The organism is Xanthomonas sp. NCPPB 2250, assembly GCF_056725265.1.
Genome location: NZ_CM161520.1, coordinates 260499 through 273933, shown reverse-complemented (window position 1 = coordinate 273933; position 13435 = coordinate 260499). Strand labels below are relative to the sequence as shown.

The following is a 13435-nucleotide window of genomic DNA, read 5'->3' as shown; positions in this document are numbered from 1 at the left end:
CGGCAGGCAGCGCGCGCCGGCCCTCGCCGACGCGCGCCTGCCGCACTCAGCGCGGCGCCGGGGCCGCCGCCCCGCCCTGCGGTACCCCGTCGGCATCGATCACGGTGACCTCGCCCAGCTTCAGCGCGCGCACCGGCGCCTCGATCTGCTTGAGGTCGCCCACCACCACCCAGGTCAAGGTGTTCGGGTCGAGCATCGACGCCGCCTCGCGCACCTGCGCCGGGGTCATCGCCTCGATCTCGGCCTTGCGCTTGAACACGTAGTCGTCGGGGCGGCCGTAGCGGACGATGCCGCCGATCGCGCCCATCACCGCGCTGGCCGTCTCGTAGGCGCCCGGCAGGCTCAAGGTCTGGATGTTGCGGATGCGCGCCACCTCCTCCGCCGTCGGTGGCGCCTTGCCGCTCGCGAAGGCGCTGATCTCCTTGTACATCTCCTGCAGCGCCGGGGCGGTCTTGTCGATCTGCACCGGGGCCGAGGCGGTCCACGGCCGCTGGCCGAGGGCGCTGGCCGCGCCGCTGCGCGCGCCGTAGGACCAATGCTTGTTCTCGCGCAGGTTCATGTTCAGGCGCGAGGTGAAGTCGCCGCCGATCACGCCATTGGCGATGTCGAAGCGGACCGCCGCCGGATCGGTGGTCGGCGGCACCAGTTCCGAGGCGAACAGGTTGGCCTGCACCGCGCCGGGCTGATCGATCAGGTACACGCGTGGCTTGGCCGGCCGCGCCACGCGGGCCGGGAACGGCACCGACGGCGCCGTTCCTTCGCCCTTCCAGTCGCCGAACTGCGCGTCCAGCAGCGGCACGATCTCGGCCAAGGTGGTGTCGCCGACCACGATCAGGGTGGCGTGCTCCGGGCGCACCCAGTCGCGGTGGAAGTCGACCAGATCCTCGCGCTGCAGGGCCGCGATCGCCGCCTCGGTGCCGATGCCGCTGAACGGCATCGCGTAGGGATGGCCGACGCCGTACAGCAGCGGCGGCAGCACCCGCATCGCCACGCCGTTGGGCTGCGCCTTCTCCTGGCGGATGCTGGCAATCCAGCTGGCGCGGACCCGTTCGATCTCGTTCGGCGCGAAGCGCGGACGCCGAAGCATGTCCGCGTACAGCGCCAGCGACGGCGCCAGGTTCTCCTTCAGCGCCGACAGGTAGGCATTGCTGCCGTCCAGCGCAGCGCCGGCCGCCAGCGACGCCCCCAATGCCTCGGCCGCATCGGCGAACGCCAGCGCATCGCGCTCGCCGGCGCCATCGTCGAGCATGCCCATGGTGAAGTTGGCCGTCCCCGGCTTGCGCCCCTGGTCGGCGCTGTAGCCGCCCTGGAACTCGTAGCTGAACTGCACCACCGGCACCTCGTGGCGTTCGGCCAGGATCACCGTGGTGCCGTTCTTCAGCGTCGCGCGCTGCAGCGTCGGGAACGTCAGTTTCGGAAACTGGGTGGTCTTGGGCGGGCCGGCGCTGCGGTCCACCACGCTGGGCAGGGTGCGGTACTTGGGATCGACCGGCGGCGGATTCAGCGGCGCCGGTTGCACCGTCGGCTCCTCGGCCTGCGCCACGCGTTCGCCCGGCTGCACCAGCAGGGTGTAGTCGCCCTTGCCCAGCCACTTGCGACCGACGGCGGTGAGATCGCGCGGACGGGTGTCGGCGATGGTCGCCAGCGAGGTACGGAAGCAGCCGGGGTCGCCGGTGTACACCGCGCACTCGGCCAGCACGTCGGCCTTGCCGCCGAAGCCGCCGATGCGCTCGACGCCACGGATGAAGCCGGCGCGGAAGGCGGTCTTGGCGCGCGCCAGTTCGGCCTTGTCCGGCCCCTTGTCCAGCAGCCGGCGCAGTTCCTCGTCGATCGCCGCCTCGACCCTGGCCGGGTCCACGCCCTGCTTGACCATCGCGATGATGCCGAAGCCGGAGCCGAGCTGCGACGGCCAGACCGAGGCGCTGACCATATCCACCAGCTTGTCCTGGTGGACCAGGCGCCGGTCCAGCCGCGAGGAGGTGGCGCCGCCCAGCACCTGCGCCAGCAGTTGCAGGCGGTCGACGTCCTCGGTGCCGGTCTGCGCCACGTTCCAGACGCGGTAGATCCGCGTCTGCGGCACCTTGTCGGTCATGGTCTCGCGGGTGGACTGGCTGCGCTGGGCCACGTCGACCTTGGGCTGGGCCATGCTCGGGCCGGCCGGAATGTCGCCGAAGTAGCGCGTCACCTTCTCCTTGGCCGTGGCCACGTCGATGTCGCCGGCCAGCACCAGCACCGCGTTGTTGGGACCGTACCAGGTGCGGAACCACTGCTTCACGTCGGCCAGCGAGGCCGCGTTGAGGTCGTTCATCGAGCCGATGACGGTGTGGTGGTACGGGTGGCCGGCCGGGTACAGCGCGCGACTCAGCCGGCTCCAGGCCTGCCCGTACGGCTGGTTTTCGCCCTGGCGCTTCTCGTTCTGCACCACCCCGCGCTGCTCGTCCAGCGCGGCCTGGTCGATGGCGCCGAGCAGGTGGCCCATGCGGTCCGATTCCATCCACAGCGCCATGTCCAGCGCGGTGGTCGGCACGTTCTCGAAGTAATTGGTGCGGTCGCTGTTGGTGGTGCCGTTCTGGTCGGTGACGCCGACCTGCTTGAACGGCTCGAAGAACTCGCCGTGGTGGTTCTCGCTGCCCTGGAACATCAGGTGCTCGAACAGATGCGCGAACCCGGTGCGCCCGGCCGGCTCGTCCTTGGCGCCGACGTGGTACCAGAGGTTGACCGCCACGATCGGCGCCTTTCGATCGGTGTGCACCACCACCCGCAACCCATTGGGCAGGGTGAATTGCTCGTAGGCGATATCCACCGACGCAGCGGCGGCAGGCCTGGCCGCCGTCGAAGGCGGCGCGTAGCTCAATGCGCCGAGCGCGACGGACAGGGCGACGGCCAGCAGGGCGCCACGCGGGCGGGTCGAGACGGTCATGCGGATTCCTTCTTCCTTGGGGCGAGTGAAACAGCCGGTGAACGCCGATCGTACCGGGCGTACCGCACGGCGCGCAGTCCGCCGTTGTCGCTGACGTCCTTCTGCAACGGCGTCACATCCGACCCGTCAGCGGGTCGGCTGCCGCCGCGGACGGTGCCGCGGTGTCCGCGTCCGGCGTACGCGAGCGCCCGGGTGTCCGCCTGCGGACACATTGCCCCGGAAAATTTACCAGCAAATACAGCAACTTAAGATTGGCACGCGGTCTGCTTACACATCCTCGAGCGCAAGAGCTACCGGCATTAAGTGAATGAGAGCTTAATAAAACAACCGGAAGCAAAAAAGTTCTTGCAGCCCCTGATTAGGTGTACTACCTTACTACCACACCACTGATCAACAACACCAACGAGGCCCGCCATGAAGACCACCGCCCTGCTCCTGACCGCCGCCATCGCCGCCCTGTTCGCCGCGCCGTCCTTCGCCGCCACGCAGGTCACCACCCTGGATGCGGTGCAGGTGCGCCCTTCCGCCGAGCAGATCGCCCAGCGCAGCATCGAACAGGCCAGCGGCATCGCCACCCTGGCGGCCGTGCAGGTGCGCCCCTCGGCCGAGCAGATCGCCCAGCGCGACGCCGAACTGTCCAGCCGCATCGCCACCCTGGCGGCGGTGCAGGTGCGGCCCTCGGCCGAGCAGCTCGCCGAGCGCAACCAGGAGCAGGCCGCCAGCCAGCACGTGGTGACCCTGGCCACCGTGCAGGTGCGTCCGGATGCGGACATGGGCAGCATGCTGGCGATCGGCGACGTGGTCGGCGAGACGCTGGACACCGCGATGCTGCAGCTGCAGCCGAGCCTGCAGAAGCTGGGCCAGGACCTGGCGGTCGGCCTGGTGCGCTGAATCGGCACCAAGGCCTCCGCGCCGGCGCGTACACTGCGCCGATGATCGCCACCCCAACGCTGCACGTTCTGCTGTACCAGCCCGAAATTCCGCCCAACACGGGCAACGTCATCCGTCTCTGCGCCAACACCGGCGCGCAACTGCACCTGATCGAGCCGCTGGGCTTCGACCTCGGCGACCGTCAGCTCAAGCGCGCCGGCCTGGATTACCACGAGTACGCACGATTGCAGGTCCATGCGTCGCTGGATGCGGCCCTGCAGGCCATCGCTCCGCGCCGCCTGTTCGCCCTCAGCACCCGCAGCAGCACCCGCTACGACACGCCCGCCTTCGCCGACGGCGACGCCTTCCTGTTCGGCCCGGAAACCCGCGGCCTGCCGGACACGGTGCTGGAGCAAGTGCCCGACGCGCAGCGCCTGCGCCTGCCGATGCAGCCGCACAACCGCAGCCTCAACCTGTCCAACGCGGTCGCGGTGGTGGTGTTCGAGGCGTGGCGGCAACTGGGCTTTCCCGGCGCCGACTGAGCGTATGGCGCGCGTCGCCTGGCAACGCGCCGTCCAATGTTCTATCGCTGCATCGCTGCATCGCTGACGCAGCATGCGCTGCGGCACCGCAGGCGTCAGGACAGATCGTGCAGGTCCTTGCCCAGCACCGGCCCCAGGCTCCAGTCGGAGAAGCGGACCTTCAATCCTTCCCGTTCCGGCGTGCACGTCATCGGGCCGACGAGGTAGGAGGACGCGACCGGGAACGGGCACAACCGCACCAGCGGCCAGGATGTCCCGTCGCGCGACACCTGCAGGCGCAGCACGCCCTTGTCCACGGTGGCGCGCATCCAGAAATCCGACGCGTCCGCTTCGTACGGGCCGGTGGCCCAGTCCGAACGGCCGTCGGTCAACACGCTGCTGAGCATCGGCCGGCCGTCGCTCAGTTCGATCCCCGCCTTCACCCAGCGGCGCTCGTCGACCCGCACCATGAGGCCGGCCTGATCGTAGAGCTGCTCGAACTTGCCGCGCACGCGCAATTGGCAGGTGAAGCGCGCGGGTGCGGCGATGCCGAGGAAATGCCCACTGTCGCGGGTGAACCCGTAATGGGTTTCGCGCCAGAAATCGCTGCCCTTGTCGGTGACGATCTCGAGCACGCCGCCCGGCAGGATCCGATGGACCTTGGGCGCATTGAGCCAGGTGCCCACCTCCCAGCCGGAAGCTGCCGCCGCGCGCGCACCGGTCGCCAGCACGACGCTGCCGGCGGCAAGCCCGCCCAGGGTCGCCCGACGACCGATATCCACATCCTGCTTCCCGGAATTCGCCATCGCATTGCTCCTCACGTCGCTGTTTCGGAGGCGCCATCGCGGCGATGGCCTTCGTCGACCTCATCGGCAAATTTGTACATCTGTACCAATTGAGGCGTCAACCGCGAACTGCGATCATCGGCCTTCGTCGAAAACAGCGTTGGACACATGAGCGGCAGGACCTGGCGCCAGGATCCGCACCGGAAGGAAGCGATCGAGCAGGCCACCTTGCGGGTGATCCTGGACCATGGCGTCACCGGCACCACCTTCCGCAAGGTCGCCGAGGCAGCCGGCGTTCCGCTCAGCGCCACCACCTACTATTTCGGCTCGATGCACGACCTGCTGGTCGCCGCGTTCACCCGATTCTCCCAGGAGGTGTCCGCCGACTTCGCCGCCGAAATCCGCACCGCGCAGAACCGCGACCAGGCCTGCAACGCGGTGGTGAACATCATCTTCGCCGAGGGCACGGCGTCCCCGCGGGTGCTGCTGCTGAGCTACGAACTGTATGCGTTCGCCCGCCGGCATCCGGAGATGACCGCGATCATGCAGCAATGGATGGCCAGGAGCCGGGCCGCCCTGGAAACGCAGTTCTCCGTCGCCGCATCCGCCGCCATCGACGCCTTCATCGAAGGCGCCACGATCCACCGCTCGGTCGTGCCCATGGACAGGCAGCGCGTGCGCGCGGCGATCGAGATGCTTGCCGCGCTATAGCGTGCCGCTCGCACGCGGTGGGTGTCGCCACCTGCGCTGACAGTCCTGAAATTCCCGGTTGCCTGAAATGCAACGGCGCGCATCACAACAATGCATCGCGAGCGCCTGAACAGGGCGTTTAATTTATGGACTAGTCGGTTTGGGATTCAGGGCGAGTTCGGGTCAATAACGGATAATTTACATATCGGCAGCGAACGGCCCCACGCCTCAGCGCCGACAAACCAATAACGAAGGTACCCGATTATGAAGACCTCTCTGCTTGCTCTCGGCCTCTTGGCCACCCTGCCGTTCGCCGCTTCGGCTGCCGAAGGCCTTTCCTACAACTATGCCGAAGCCGGCTACGTCAAGACCGACGCCAGCGGCGGCGATGCCGACGGCTGGGCGGTCAAGGGTTCCTACGCGTTCCACCCGAACTTCAGCGTGTTCGGCGACTTCAACCGCCAGAAGACCGACTTCGGCGATGTGCGCGTCGACCAGTGGCGCGTCGGCGCCGGCTACAACCACGAGATCGCGACCAGCACCGACCTGGTGACCCGCGTGGCCTACAACCGTTTCGCCCCGGAATACGGCACCAAGTTCAACGGCTGGAGCGCCGAAGCGGGTATCCGCACCGCGTTCAACCCGTACTTGGAAGTCTATGCCCTGGGTGGTTACGAGGACTACCTGAAGAAGGACGGCGTCAATCCGGAAGGCACCTTCTACGGCCGTCTGGGCGCCCAGGCCAAGCTGAACCAGAACTGGGGCCTGAGCGCCGACCTGAAGATGGACCGCCACGGCGACAAGGAATGGTTCGTCGGCCCGCGCTTCAGCTGGTAAGCGCTGCCTAGCGCCGCGCGCGTCGTCTCTCTCTCCCGCCGCGCGCGGTTCGGAAAGCCCGGTCCCACGACCGGGCTTTTTTTTGCCTGCCGATCCGGCTCGTCGCTGGCCCACGGATGTGCAGATACGCAAACGCCCGGCCAGGCCGGGCGTTTGCGTGTCCGGCGGTAGCCGGATCAACTGAACAAGGTGGTCGGGTACTCGGGCTTCTGTTCGCGCGCCAGCAACTGCTGCAGGCCGACCGCCGGGGTCAGTTCGCCATGCAGGACCGCGCGCACCGCGTTGGAGATCGGCAGATCGATGCCGTGGCGCTCGGCCTGGCGCATCACCTCGTCGGCGGTCTGCACCGACTCGACCACCTGACCGATCGCGCGCACCGCCTCCTGCAGCGGTTGCCCACGGCCCAGCGCCAGGCCCAGCCGGCGGTTGCGCGAGAGGTCGCCGGTACAGGTGAGCACCAGATCGCCAAGTCCGGCCAGCCCCATCAGGGTTTCCGGCTTGGCGCCGATCGCCGCGGCCAGCCGCAGCATCTCGTTGAGGCCGCGGGTGATCAGGCCGGCACGGGCGTTGAGACCCAGTTCCATGCCGTCGGCCACACCGGTGGCCACCGCCAGCACGTTCTTCATCGCCCCGCCCAGCTCGGCACCGACCATGTCGTCGCCGGTATAGGCGCGGAAGGTCGGGCCGTGCATCGCATCGGCGACCTGCTGCGCGAACGCGGCATCGCCGTGCACGGTCACCGCGGTGGGCAGGTCCAGGGCCACTTCCTTGGCGAAGGACGGGCCGGTCACGACCGCCAGCGGTACGTCCTCGCCGAGGATCTCCTGCGCCACTTCATGCAGGAAACGCCCCGACCCGGGCTCGAAGCCCTTGGTCGCCCAGGCCACGCCGGCCTGCGTCGGGCGCAGCGGCGCGAGCTGGCGCAGGGTTTCGGTGAACGCATGCGACGGCACCACCACCAGGATCCAGTCGGCGCCATCGATGGCCGCCGCCAGGTCGGTGGTGGCCTGCAGGCCCTCCGGCAACGCGATCCCCGGCAGGTAGCGCGGGTTTTCGTGGCGCTGCCCGATGGCCTCGGCGACCACGGCATCGCGACCCCACAGCACGGTCGGATACCCGTGCCGTGCGGTCAGCGACGCCAGCGCCGTGCCCCAGGAGCCGGCGCCGAGGACGGCGATCTTCTTCTTGGCGTTATCGCGCATGCGCAACGGCGAACGCGCTCAGGCGTTGCCGGCCGGCTCCGAATCGGCCAGCGACTGGCCCTCGCCCTGCTGCGCGCGCTGGCGCAGGGTCTCGGCGTACAGGGCCTCGAAGTTGATCGGCTGCAGGAAGAACGGCGGGAAGCCGCCGGCCTGGATCAGGTCGCTGACCAGCGAGCGCACGTACGGGAACAGGATGCTCGGGCACTGGGTACCGAGCAGCACGTCCACCGCCTGCGGGTCCAGGCCGACCAGGCCGAACACACCGGCCTGCTGCACTTCGGCCACGTAGGCGGTCTTGCCGCCGGCGGTGCAGGTCAGGGTCACGGCCAGCACGACTTCGAAGGCCTGCTCGTTCAGCTGCTGCACGCGCTGGTTGAGGTTGAGCTGCAGTTCCGGCTGCGCGTTGTCGTTGAACACCGACGGCGCGTTGGGGGACTCGAAGGACACGTCCTTGACGTAGATCTTCTCGATGGTGAAAGCGGGACCGGCCGCGGCGTCGGCCGGCGCCGCGGCGCCGTTGTTGGTGAGGTCGGACATTGCTTGACTCCGGTGGATTCGGTAACAGAAAGAAACGGGATTATCACACGCCGGCCGCGACCCTCGAGGTCGGGCCGGACGCGGTGTCTCAGCGGCCCTTGACCAGCGGCAGCTCGGCCTGCTGCCAGGCGGCGATGCCGCCCTCCAGCACGTAGACCTGCTCGAAGCCGGCCTTCTTCAACTGCTTGGCGGCGCCGTCGGCGGTGGTGCCGGTGCGGCAGACCAGCACCACCGGCTGCGCCTTGGCGTTGGCCACCAGCTTGTGCTCGGGGCCGAACTGGCTGGCGGTGGCATTGCGGCTGCCGGCGATGTGCCCCTTCTCGAAATCGGCCGAGGCCGACAGGTCGACCACCACCGCATTGCCGGCGTTGATCAGGCGGGTCAGCTCGGCCGGGCGCAGGCTCTTGTAGCCACGGAACAGGCGCGCCACTTCGGTGACGATCAGGGCGATGGTCAGGCCCACCAGGGCCAGGGCCAGCATCGGGTTGCGGCCGGCGAAGGCCAGCAGTTCTTCGAAGTTCACGGGACTCGGGGGCTGGAAGCGGGCGCCGATTGTCGCACAGCTCGGCGACCGCGCTACTGGCCGTTCCACAGGTCCGGCAGGCCGTCCTGCAGCCACCAGGTCTTGGCCTCAGGGTCCCAGCGCCAACGCTCGCGGTAGCGGACGATGCGCTCGGCCTGGGTATTGCGGTTGATCACGCCCAGTTCGATCTCGCGCAGCGCCTCGCCGTCGCCGACCGCGCCGCCGCCGACCTTGTAGGAGGAGACCTGGATCTGCCGGTAGCGCTCCAGTTGCAGGTCGGTCAGCGGATGCGCCTGGCGGTAGGCCGGGTCGACCACCTGCCAGGCGGTCTCGAACTCGCTCCAGCGGACCGCCGCGGCGTAGGCGGTCTGCAGATCGTCGAGCTTGCGCTGTTGCGCGCGGCTGCCGGCCACGGCCGCGCCGGTCCAGCCCAGCAGCAACAGCAGCGCGAGCGCGCGGAACATCGGGGGCATGGCGGCGTCCAGGTGGCGGCGCGCGGGGCGCGCGATCCGCGCATCCTACCCCTTGGCGAGGGCCACGAAGCGACCGCTCAAGGTCGCCGCCGCCGCCGCGCCGGGCGCGCCGATCTGGGCCTGGATGCCGATGCGGGCGCGGCCGCGCTGGCGGAAGGTATTCACGAACACCCCCCAGTCGGCCTCCGCATCGGCATTGGCCTGGGCGTGCAGATCGGCGTACAGCGGCGCCAGGTAGCGCACCTGGCTGTCGGCGACGTAGACGTCGGCCTGCAGGCCGGCGCGGTGCAGTTCGCAGTTGACCAGTCCCCAGCCGGCCAGGGTCATCACCGAGCCCAGGCTGCCGCCGAAGGCGTTGCCCTTGTCGTTGATGTTGGCCGCCAGCGGTGCGACCAGCTGCAGGCGCTGCTCGGCATACTCGTGCACGGCGACCTGCAGCGCCGCCACCGGCGGCATGGCCTGGAACTGCCGCTGTAATTGCTGCAGGAACGCCTCGAAGGAAAGATCCGCTGCCATGATGCGATTGTGCTGCCGGTGGGGGCTCGCATAATGCCTGGCATGAGCGCGCATGCAACCGCCGCCCCGGCCTGGACCCTGATCTCGCTGCGCCCGCAGGGCGAGCACGCGCCGCTGCGGCGGGCCGCGGCGCGCTGCGGCGCACGGGTGCTGGCGGTATCGCCGTGGCGGCTGCGGCCGCGCGCCGATCCCGCCACCCGCGCGGCCCTGGCCGCGGCGCTGGACGCGCCGCGGGTCATCGTCAGCAGCCCGGCGGCGGTGCGCGCCGCCGCGGCGCTGCAGCCGCTGGCGGCACAGCCCGGCCAGCGCTGGCTGGCGGTGGGCGCAGGCACGGCGCGCGCCTTGCGCCAGCACGGCATCGCCGAAGTGGCGACGCCGGCGCGGATGGACAGCGACGGTCTGCTGGCACTGCCGGAACTGGCCGCGCACGACCTGCCGGTGGGACTGATCACCGCCCCCGGCGGCCGGGGCCTGATCGCCGCGCACCTGCAGGCGCGCGGCACCCCGCTGCTGCGCGCCGACGTGTACGTGCGCGAACCGGTACGACTGCGCGCGGCCGACCTGGCCCGCCTGCGTGCGGCGCCGCCCGGCGTGCTGGCGCTGAGCAGCGGCGAGGCGCTGCAACAGCTGCTGGCGCAGTTGCCGGAGGAGTTGGCCCGGGCTTGGCGCGCGCGGCCGGTAGTCGCAGCCAGCGCGCGCCTAGCCACCCTTGCCGCGGACCTGGGGTTCGTCGACGTCGCGCAGGCGGCCGGGCCGATGCCGCAGCAGTTGGTCGCCGCAGCGGCCGCGATCGTAACGCGCTCGCCACCTCGCTGAACGCGGACCGCCGCCCGGCTTGCGGCCGCAGTGCCGCTCACGCCATGCTCCGGCGGTGCCGCGCCGACCGCCGCCTTGCTCGCGACGGGCGACGGCCCTCAGGACGCTGCCGATGACCGACGAAATCCCGATCACGCCTCGCCGTTCCACACGCTGGATCTGGTTGCTGCTGGTGCTCGCCACGCTGGCCGCGCTGGCGTTCGCCGGCTGGCGTGGCTGGGACTGGTGGCAGGCGCGCAGCGCGCGCGAACTGGCCCAGCAGTCGGACCTGCAGCAGCAACTGCAGGCCTTGCAGCAGGCGCAGGACAGCCTGCGCCGCGACCAGCGCGCCACCGCGCAGCGGCTGCAGGACGCGGCCAGCACCAACCGCGTGCTGCGCGACGAAATGCTCGGCCTGAGCCAGCGCAGCGCGCTGCTGGAGGCCAATGTCGCCAAGCTCGCCGATTCCAACCGTCACGGCGCGCAGGCGTTGCGTCTGGACGAGGTCGAACTGCTGCTCAACCAGGGCCAGCAGCGGCTGCTGCTGGCCGGCGATGCGGCCGGCGCGCGGCGTGCCTACGCGCTGGCCAGCGGCGTGCTGGACGGCATCGACGATCCACAATTCCTCAACCTGCGCCAGGCGCTGCTGCAGGAACGCACTGCGCTGGACGCGCTGGGCGACGGACCGCAGGCACGCCTAGCGGCGCAACTGGATGCCTTTGCCGCCAGCCTCGCCACCCTGCCGACGCAATTGCCGGAGAACGCGCAACAGCCGCTGTGGCAACGCCTGCTGGCGCCACTGGTGAAGATCCGGCCCTCGCAGGGCGGTGTGTTGGTCGCCAGCTCCGAGCGGGTCTCCGCCCACGACGCGCTGCAGCTCGACCTGACCCTGGCGCGCGCGGCGCTGGAACGCGGTGACACGCGTGGCTATCGCAGCGCCCTGGCCGGCGCCGGGCGCTGGCTGTCGCGGCTGTGGCCGGAGTCGCCGCAGCTGCGCGAACGCCGCGCCGCGCTGCGCACCCTGGCCAATGCCGATCTGCGCCCGACCATTCCCGAACTCGGAACCACCCTGCAACAGTTGCGCGCGATGCGCGACGCAAGGAGCCCGTCATGAAATCCCTCCGTTCCCTGATCGTACTGTTGATCGTCATCGCGCTGGGCGTGATCGGTGCGCAATGGCTGGGGCAGGACCAGGTGCGCCAGCTCGGCGAGGTGATCGTGCGCGTCGGCGGCACCGACTACATCGCCTCGCTGCCGCAGGCCTCGCTGCTGCTGGTGATCGCGTTCCTGGCGCTGTGGCTGGTGTGGAACGTGCTCAGTTTCCCGTTCCGCGCCTGGGGCCGGCGCCGCCGCAAGCAATCACGCGCGCGCCTGCTCGACGGCCTGGCCGCCGCCCACGCCGGCCAGTGGACGCGGGCCGAGAAGCAGCTCAACGCCGCCGCCGAAGACCCCGAGGTCAGCGCCATCGCCCTGATCGCCGCAGTGCGCGCGGCCGATGCGCGCGGCGACCGCGAAGCGACCGAGCGCCACCTGCGGCGCCTGGCCGAACGCGATGCCGCCGCACATGCGTTGCTGCTGGCCGAGCTGCATCTGGAGCAGCAGCGTCCGGTCGATGCGATCAATGCGCTGGACGTGGCCGCGGCGCAGCCGCTGCCGCCGCGCGGGCTGTTGCTGCGCACCGAGGCGCTGACCCGCATCGGTCGTGCCGGCGAGGCCTACGGACAGCTCGGTGCGATCCGCCAGCAGCAGGCGTTGCCGCTGGAGGCGATCGCGACGCTGGAAACGCGCCTGGCCGCGGCCTCGCTGGACCAGGCCGCCGATGCCAATGCCCTGGCCGAGCGCTGGGAGAGCCTGCCCAAATCGCTGCGCAGCGAGCCGGCGGTGGTCGCCGCCTACGCGGTGCGCGCGGCCGCCCTGCGCTGGGACGATGCGGCGCTCCGCAGCCTGGAACAGGCGCTGGACACGCGCTGGGACGAAGGTCTGGCCGCGCTGTACGGACGCCTGCCGGTGGAGAAGTACGATTCGCGCCGCGCCAGCGCGCAGCGCTGGCTGCAGGCGCATCCGGACAGCCCGGCGCTGTTGCTGACCCTGGCGCGCCTGGCCAGCCGCCAGCAGCAGTGGCCGCAGGCCGAGGAATTCCTGCACCGCGCGCTGGCGCTGGGTGCCGGTGCCGAGGCCTGGGAAGTGTTCGGCGACGGCTATGCCGACGCCGGCGACATGCTCGCGGCGCAGCGCTGCTACGCCAATGCGCTGCGCGTGCAGCGCGGCGAGCTCGCCCAGCCGCTGCCCGAGCCGGTCGCGCCGGTGACCCCGATCGCGCCGGCGCCGGACAGCACGGAACGCCGCGACGACCATGGCTTCCCGCGGCTGGAGGGTTGAGTCCGGTAAGCACGCGGGGCAGGAGCGGCTCTTGGTCCTCTTTCGGGATCAGCCACGACGCGCCTGTTCGGTAATGCCCGTCGCAGCGAAAAGACAGCGCCAATAAACTGCTTCTCCTCAATCGAACAGCAGTTGGTGTGCTTGTAGGAGCGGCTTCAGCCGCGACGGGCGTTCCCGGTGAAGCGCGTCGCGGCTGAAGCCGCTCCTACAGGACGCTTCCGGCTCTTCCCAAAGCCACGCTTACCAGACGACGCCGCGTCACGCTGATCCGTGGCGAAAGCGCCTCATGGCTGTCACCAAACACGGCAGCACGGCCGTCTCGCGCCGAGACCGACGCGCGAGGGCGAGATCCCGGTAGCGCGTCAGGGTTAGGACTAACGTCGCGTG

The 13435-nt window shown here is 70.1% G+C and carries 14 protein-coding genes; 7 read left to right on the top strand and 7 right to left on the bottom strand.

Annotated features, from left to right (window positions below; all coding sequences use genetic code 11):
• Positions 1-46: 46 nt before the first annotated feature.
• On the bottom strand, positions 47-2920 hold the full coding sequence (locus AC1PMG_RS01180) for a M16 family metallopeptidase (RefSeq protein ID WP_481110352.1): 2874 nt from the start codon (positions 2918-2920) through the stop codon (positions 47-49).
• A 414-nt stretch (positions 2921-3334) separates the two neighbouring features.
• Between AC1PMG_RS01180 and AC1PMG_RS01175 the strand changes: the two genes are divergently transcribed.
• Together AC1PMG_RS01175 and AC1PMG_RS01170 are read left to right on the top strand one after the other, a co-directional pair.
• Positions 3335-3811: a hypothetical protein gene (locus AC1PMG_RS01175; RefSeq protein ID WP_481110351.1), complete on the top strand. Its 477-nt coding sequence runs from the start codon at positions 3335-3337 to the stop codon at positions 3809-3811.
• Between the two features lie 41 nt (positions 3812-3852).
• Positions 3853-4332, top strand: coding sequence for a tRNA (cytidine(34)-2'-O)-methyltransferase (locus AC1PMG_RS01170; RefSeq protein ID WP_017907740.1), 480 nt, complete (start codon positions 3853-3855; stop codon positions 4330-4332).
• A gap of 95 nt (positions 4333-4427) precedes the next feature.
• Here the strand turns inward: AC1PMG_RS01170 and AC1PMG_RS01165 are convergent, their stop codons facing one another.
• Entirely contained in the window at positions 4428-5117 is a 690-nt protein-coding gene (locus AC1PMG_RS01165) for a DUF1349 domain-containing protein (RefSeq protein WP_481110350.1), read from the bottom strand.
• Between the two features lie 147 nt (positions 5118-5264).
• Here AC1PMG_RS01165 and AC1PMG_RS01160 point away from each other — a divergent pair, with 147 nt between their 5' ends.
• Both AC1PMG_RS01160 and AC1PMG_RS01155 read left to right on the top strand, forming a co-directional pair.
• Positions 5265-5807, top strand: a complete 543-nt coding sequence (locus AC1PMG_RS01160; protein WP_481110349.1) for a TetR/AcrR family transcriptional regulator — start codon at positions 5265-5267, stop codon at positions 5805-5807.
• A 243-nt stretch (positions 5808-6050) separates the two neighbouring features.
• Complete coding sequence (locus AC1PMG_RS01155; RefSeq protein WP_019800298.1) at positions 6051-6623, top strand: OmpO family porin; 573 nt, start codon at positions 6051-6053, stop codon at positions 6621-6623.
• Between the two features lie 176 nt (positions 6624-6799).
• Here the strand turns inward: AC1PMG_RS01155 and AC1PMG_RS01150 are convergent, their stop codons facing one another.
• From AC1PMG_RS01150 to AC1PMG_RS01130, 5 genes are all read right to left on the bottom strand, one after another.
• Positions 6800-7825 carry an NAD(P)H-dependent glycerol-3-phosphate dehydrogenase gene (locus AC1PMG_RS01150; protein WP_152246596.1) on the bottom strand — a complete coding sequence of 342 codons (1026 nt, stop codon included), beginning with the start codon at positions 7823-7825 and terminating at the stop codon, positions 6800-6802.
• Positions 7826-7843: 18 nt separating this feature from the next.
• Positions 7844-8362, bottom strand: a complete 519-nt coding sequence (gene secB, locus AC1PMG_RS01145) for a protein-export chaperone SecB (protein WP_017907745.1) — start codon at positions 8360-8362, stop codon at positions 7844-7846.
• 88 nt (positions 8363-8450) lie between these two features.
• A complete protein-coding gene (locus AC1PMG_RS01140; RefSeq protein ID WP_017907746.1) occupies positions 8451-8885 on the bottom strand; it encodes a rhodanese-like domain-containing protein in 435 nt (144 codons plus the stop codon).
• 53 nt (positions 8886-8938) lie between these two features.
• Positions 8939-9358, bottom strand: a complete 420-nt coding sequence (locus AC1PMG_RS01135; protein WP_481110348.1) for a hypothetical protein — start codon at positions 9356-9358, stop codon at positions 8939-8941.
• 45 nt (positions 9359-9403) lie between these two features.
• Complete coding sequence (locus tag AC1PMG_RS01130; protein WP_481110347.1) at positions 9404-9874, bottom strand: YiiD C-terminal domain-containing protein; 471 nt, start codon at positions 9872-9874, stop codon at positions 9404-9406.
• A 42-nt stretch (positions 9875-9916) separates the two neighbouring features.
• Here AC1PMG_RS01130 and AC1PMG_RS01125 point away from each other — a divergent pair, with 42 nt between their 5' ends.
• The 3 genes from AC1PMG_RS01125 (at position 9917) to AC1PMG_RS01115 (ending at position 13048) form a co-directional block, all read left to right on the top strand.
• Positions 9917-10690: a uroporphyrinogen-III synthase gene (locus AC1PMG_RS01125; RefSeq protein WP_481069857.1), complete on the top strand. Its 774-nt coding sequence runs from the start codon at positions 9917-9919 to the stop codon at positions 10688-10690.
• 112 nt (positions 10691-10802) lie between these two features.
• Complete coding sequence (locus tag AC1PMG_RS01120) at positions 10803-11783, top strand: uroporphyrinogen-III C-methyltransferase (RefSeq protein WP_019801780.1); 981 nt, start codon at positions 10803-10805, stop codon at positions 11781-11783.
• Positions 11780-13048: a heme biosynthesis HemY N-terminal domain-containing protein gene (locus tag AC1PMG_RS01115; RefSeq protein ID WP_153751657.1), complete on the top strand. Its 1269-nt coding sequence runs from the start codon at positions 11780-11782 to the stop codon at positions 13046-13048. Before AC1PMG_RS01120 ends, AC1PMG_RS01115 begins: the two co-directional genes overlap by 4 nt.
• The last annotated feature ends 387 nt before the right edge of the window (positions 13049-13435 follow it).

Bases quoted from the DNA above. Each gene is read 5' to 3' on its own strand.
- AC1PMG_RS01180 (WP_481110352.1), bottom strand. From the start codon at position 2,920: ATGACCGTCTCGACCCGCCCGCGTGGCGCCCTGCTGGCCGTCGCCCTG.
- AC1PMG_RS01175 (WP_481110351.1), top strand. From the start codon at position 3,335: ATGAAGACCACCGCCCTGCTCCTGACCGCCGCCATCGCCGCCCTGTTC.
- AC1PMG_RS01170 (WP_017907740.1), top strand. From the start codon at position 3,853: ATGATCGCCACCCCAACGCTGCACGTTCTGCTGTACCAGCCCGAAATT.
- AC1PMG_RS01165 (WP_481110350.1), bottom strand. From the start codon at position 5,117: ATGGCGAATTCCGGGAAGCAGGATGTGGATATCGGTCGTCGGGCGACC.
- AC1PMG_RS01160 (WP_481110349.1), top strand. From the start codon at position 5,265: ATGAGCGGCAGGACCTGGCGCCAGGATCCGCACCGGAAGGAAGCGATC.
- AC1PMG_RS01155 (WP_019800298.1), top strand. From the start codon at position 6,051: ATGAAGACCTCTCTGCTTGCTCTCGGCCTCTTGGCCACCCTGCCGTTC.
- AC1PMG_RS01150 (WP_152246596.1), bottom strand. From the start codon at position 7,825: ATGCGCGATAACGCCAAGAAGAAGATCGCCGTCCTCGGCGCCGGCTCC.
- secB (WP_017907745.1), bottom strand. From the start codon at position 8,362: ATGTCCGACCTCACCAACAACGGCGCCGCGGCGCCGGCCGACGCCGCG.
- AC1PMG_RS01135 (WP_481110348.1), bottom strand. From the start codon at position 9,358: ATGCCCCCGATGTTCCGCGCGCTCGCGCTGCTGTTGCTGCTGGGCTGG.
- AC1PMG_RS01130 (WP_481110347.1), bottom strand. From the start codon at position 9,874: ATGGCAGCGGATCTTTCCTTCGAGGCGTTCCTGCAGCAATTACAGCGG.
- AC1PMG_RS01125 (WP_481069857.1), top strand. From the start codon at position 9,917: ATGAGCGCGCATGCAACCGCCGCCCCGGCCTGGACCCTGATCTCGCTG.
- AC1PMG_RS01120 (WP_019801780.1), top strand. From the start codon at position 10,803: ATGACCGACGAAATCCCGATCACGCCTCGCCGTTCCACACGCTGGATC.
- AC1PMG_RS01115 (WP_153751657.1), top strand. From the start codon at position 11,780: ATGAAATCCCTCCGTTCCCTGATCGTACTGTTGATCGTCATCGCGCTG.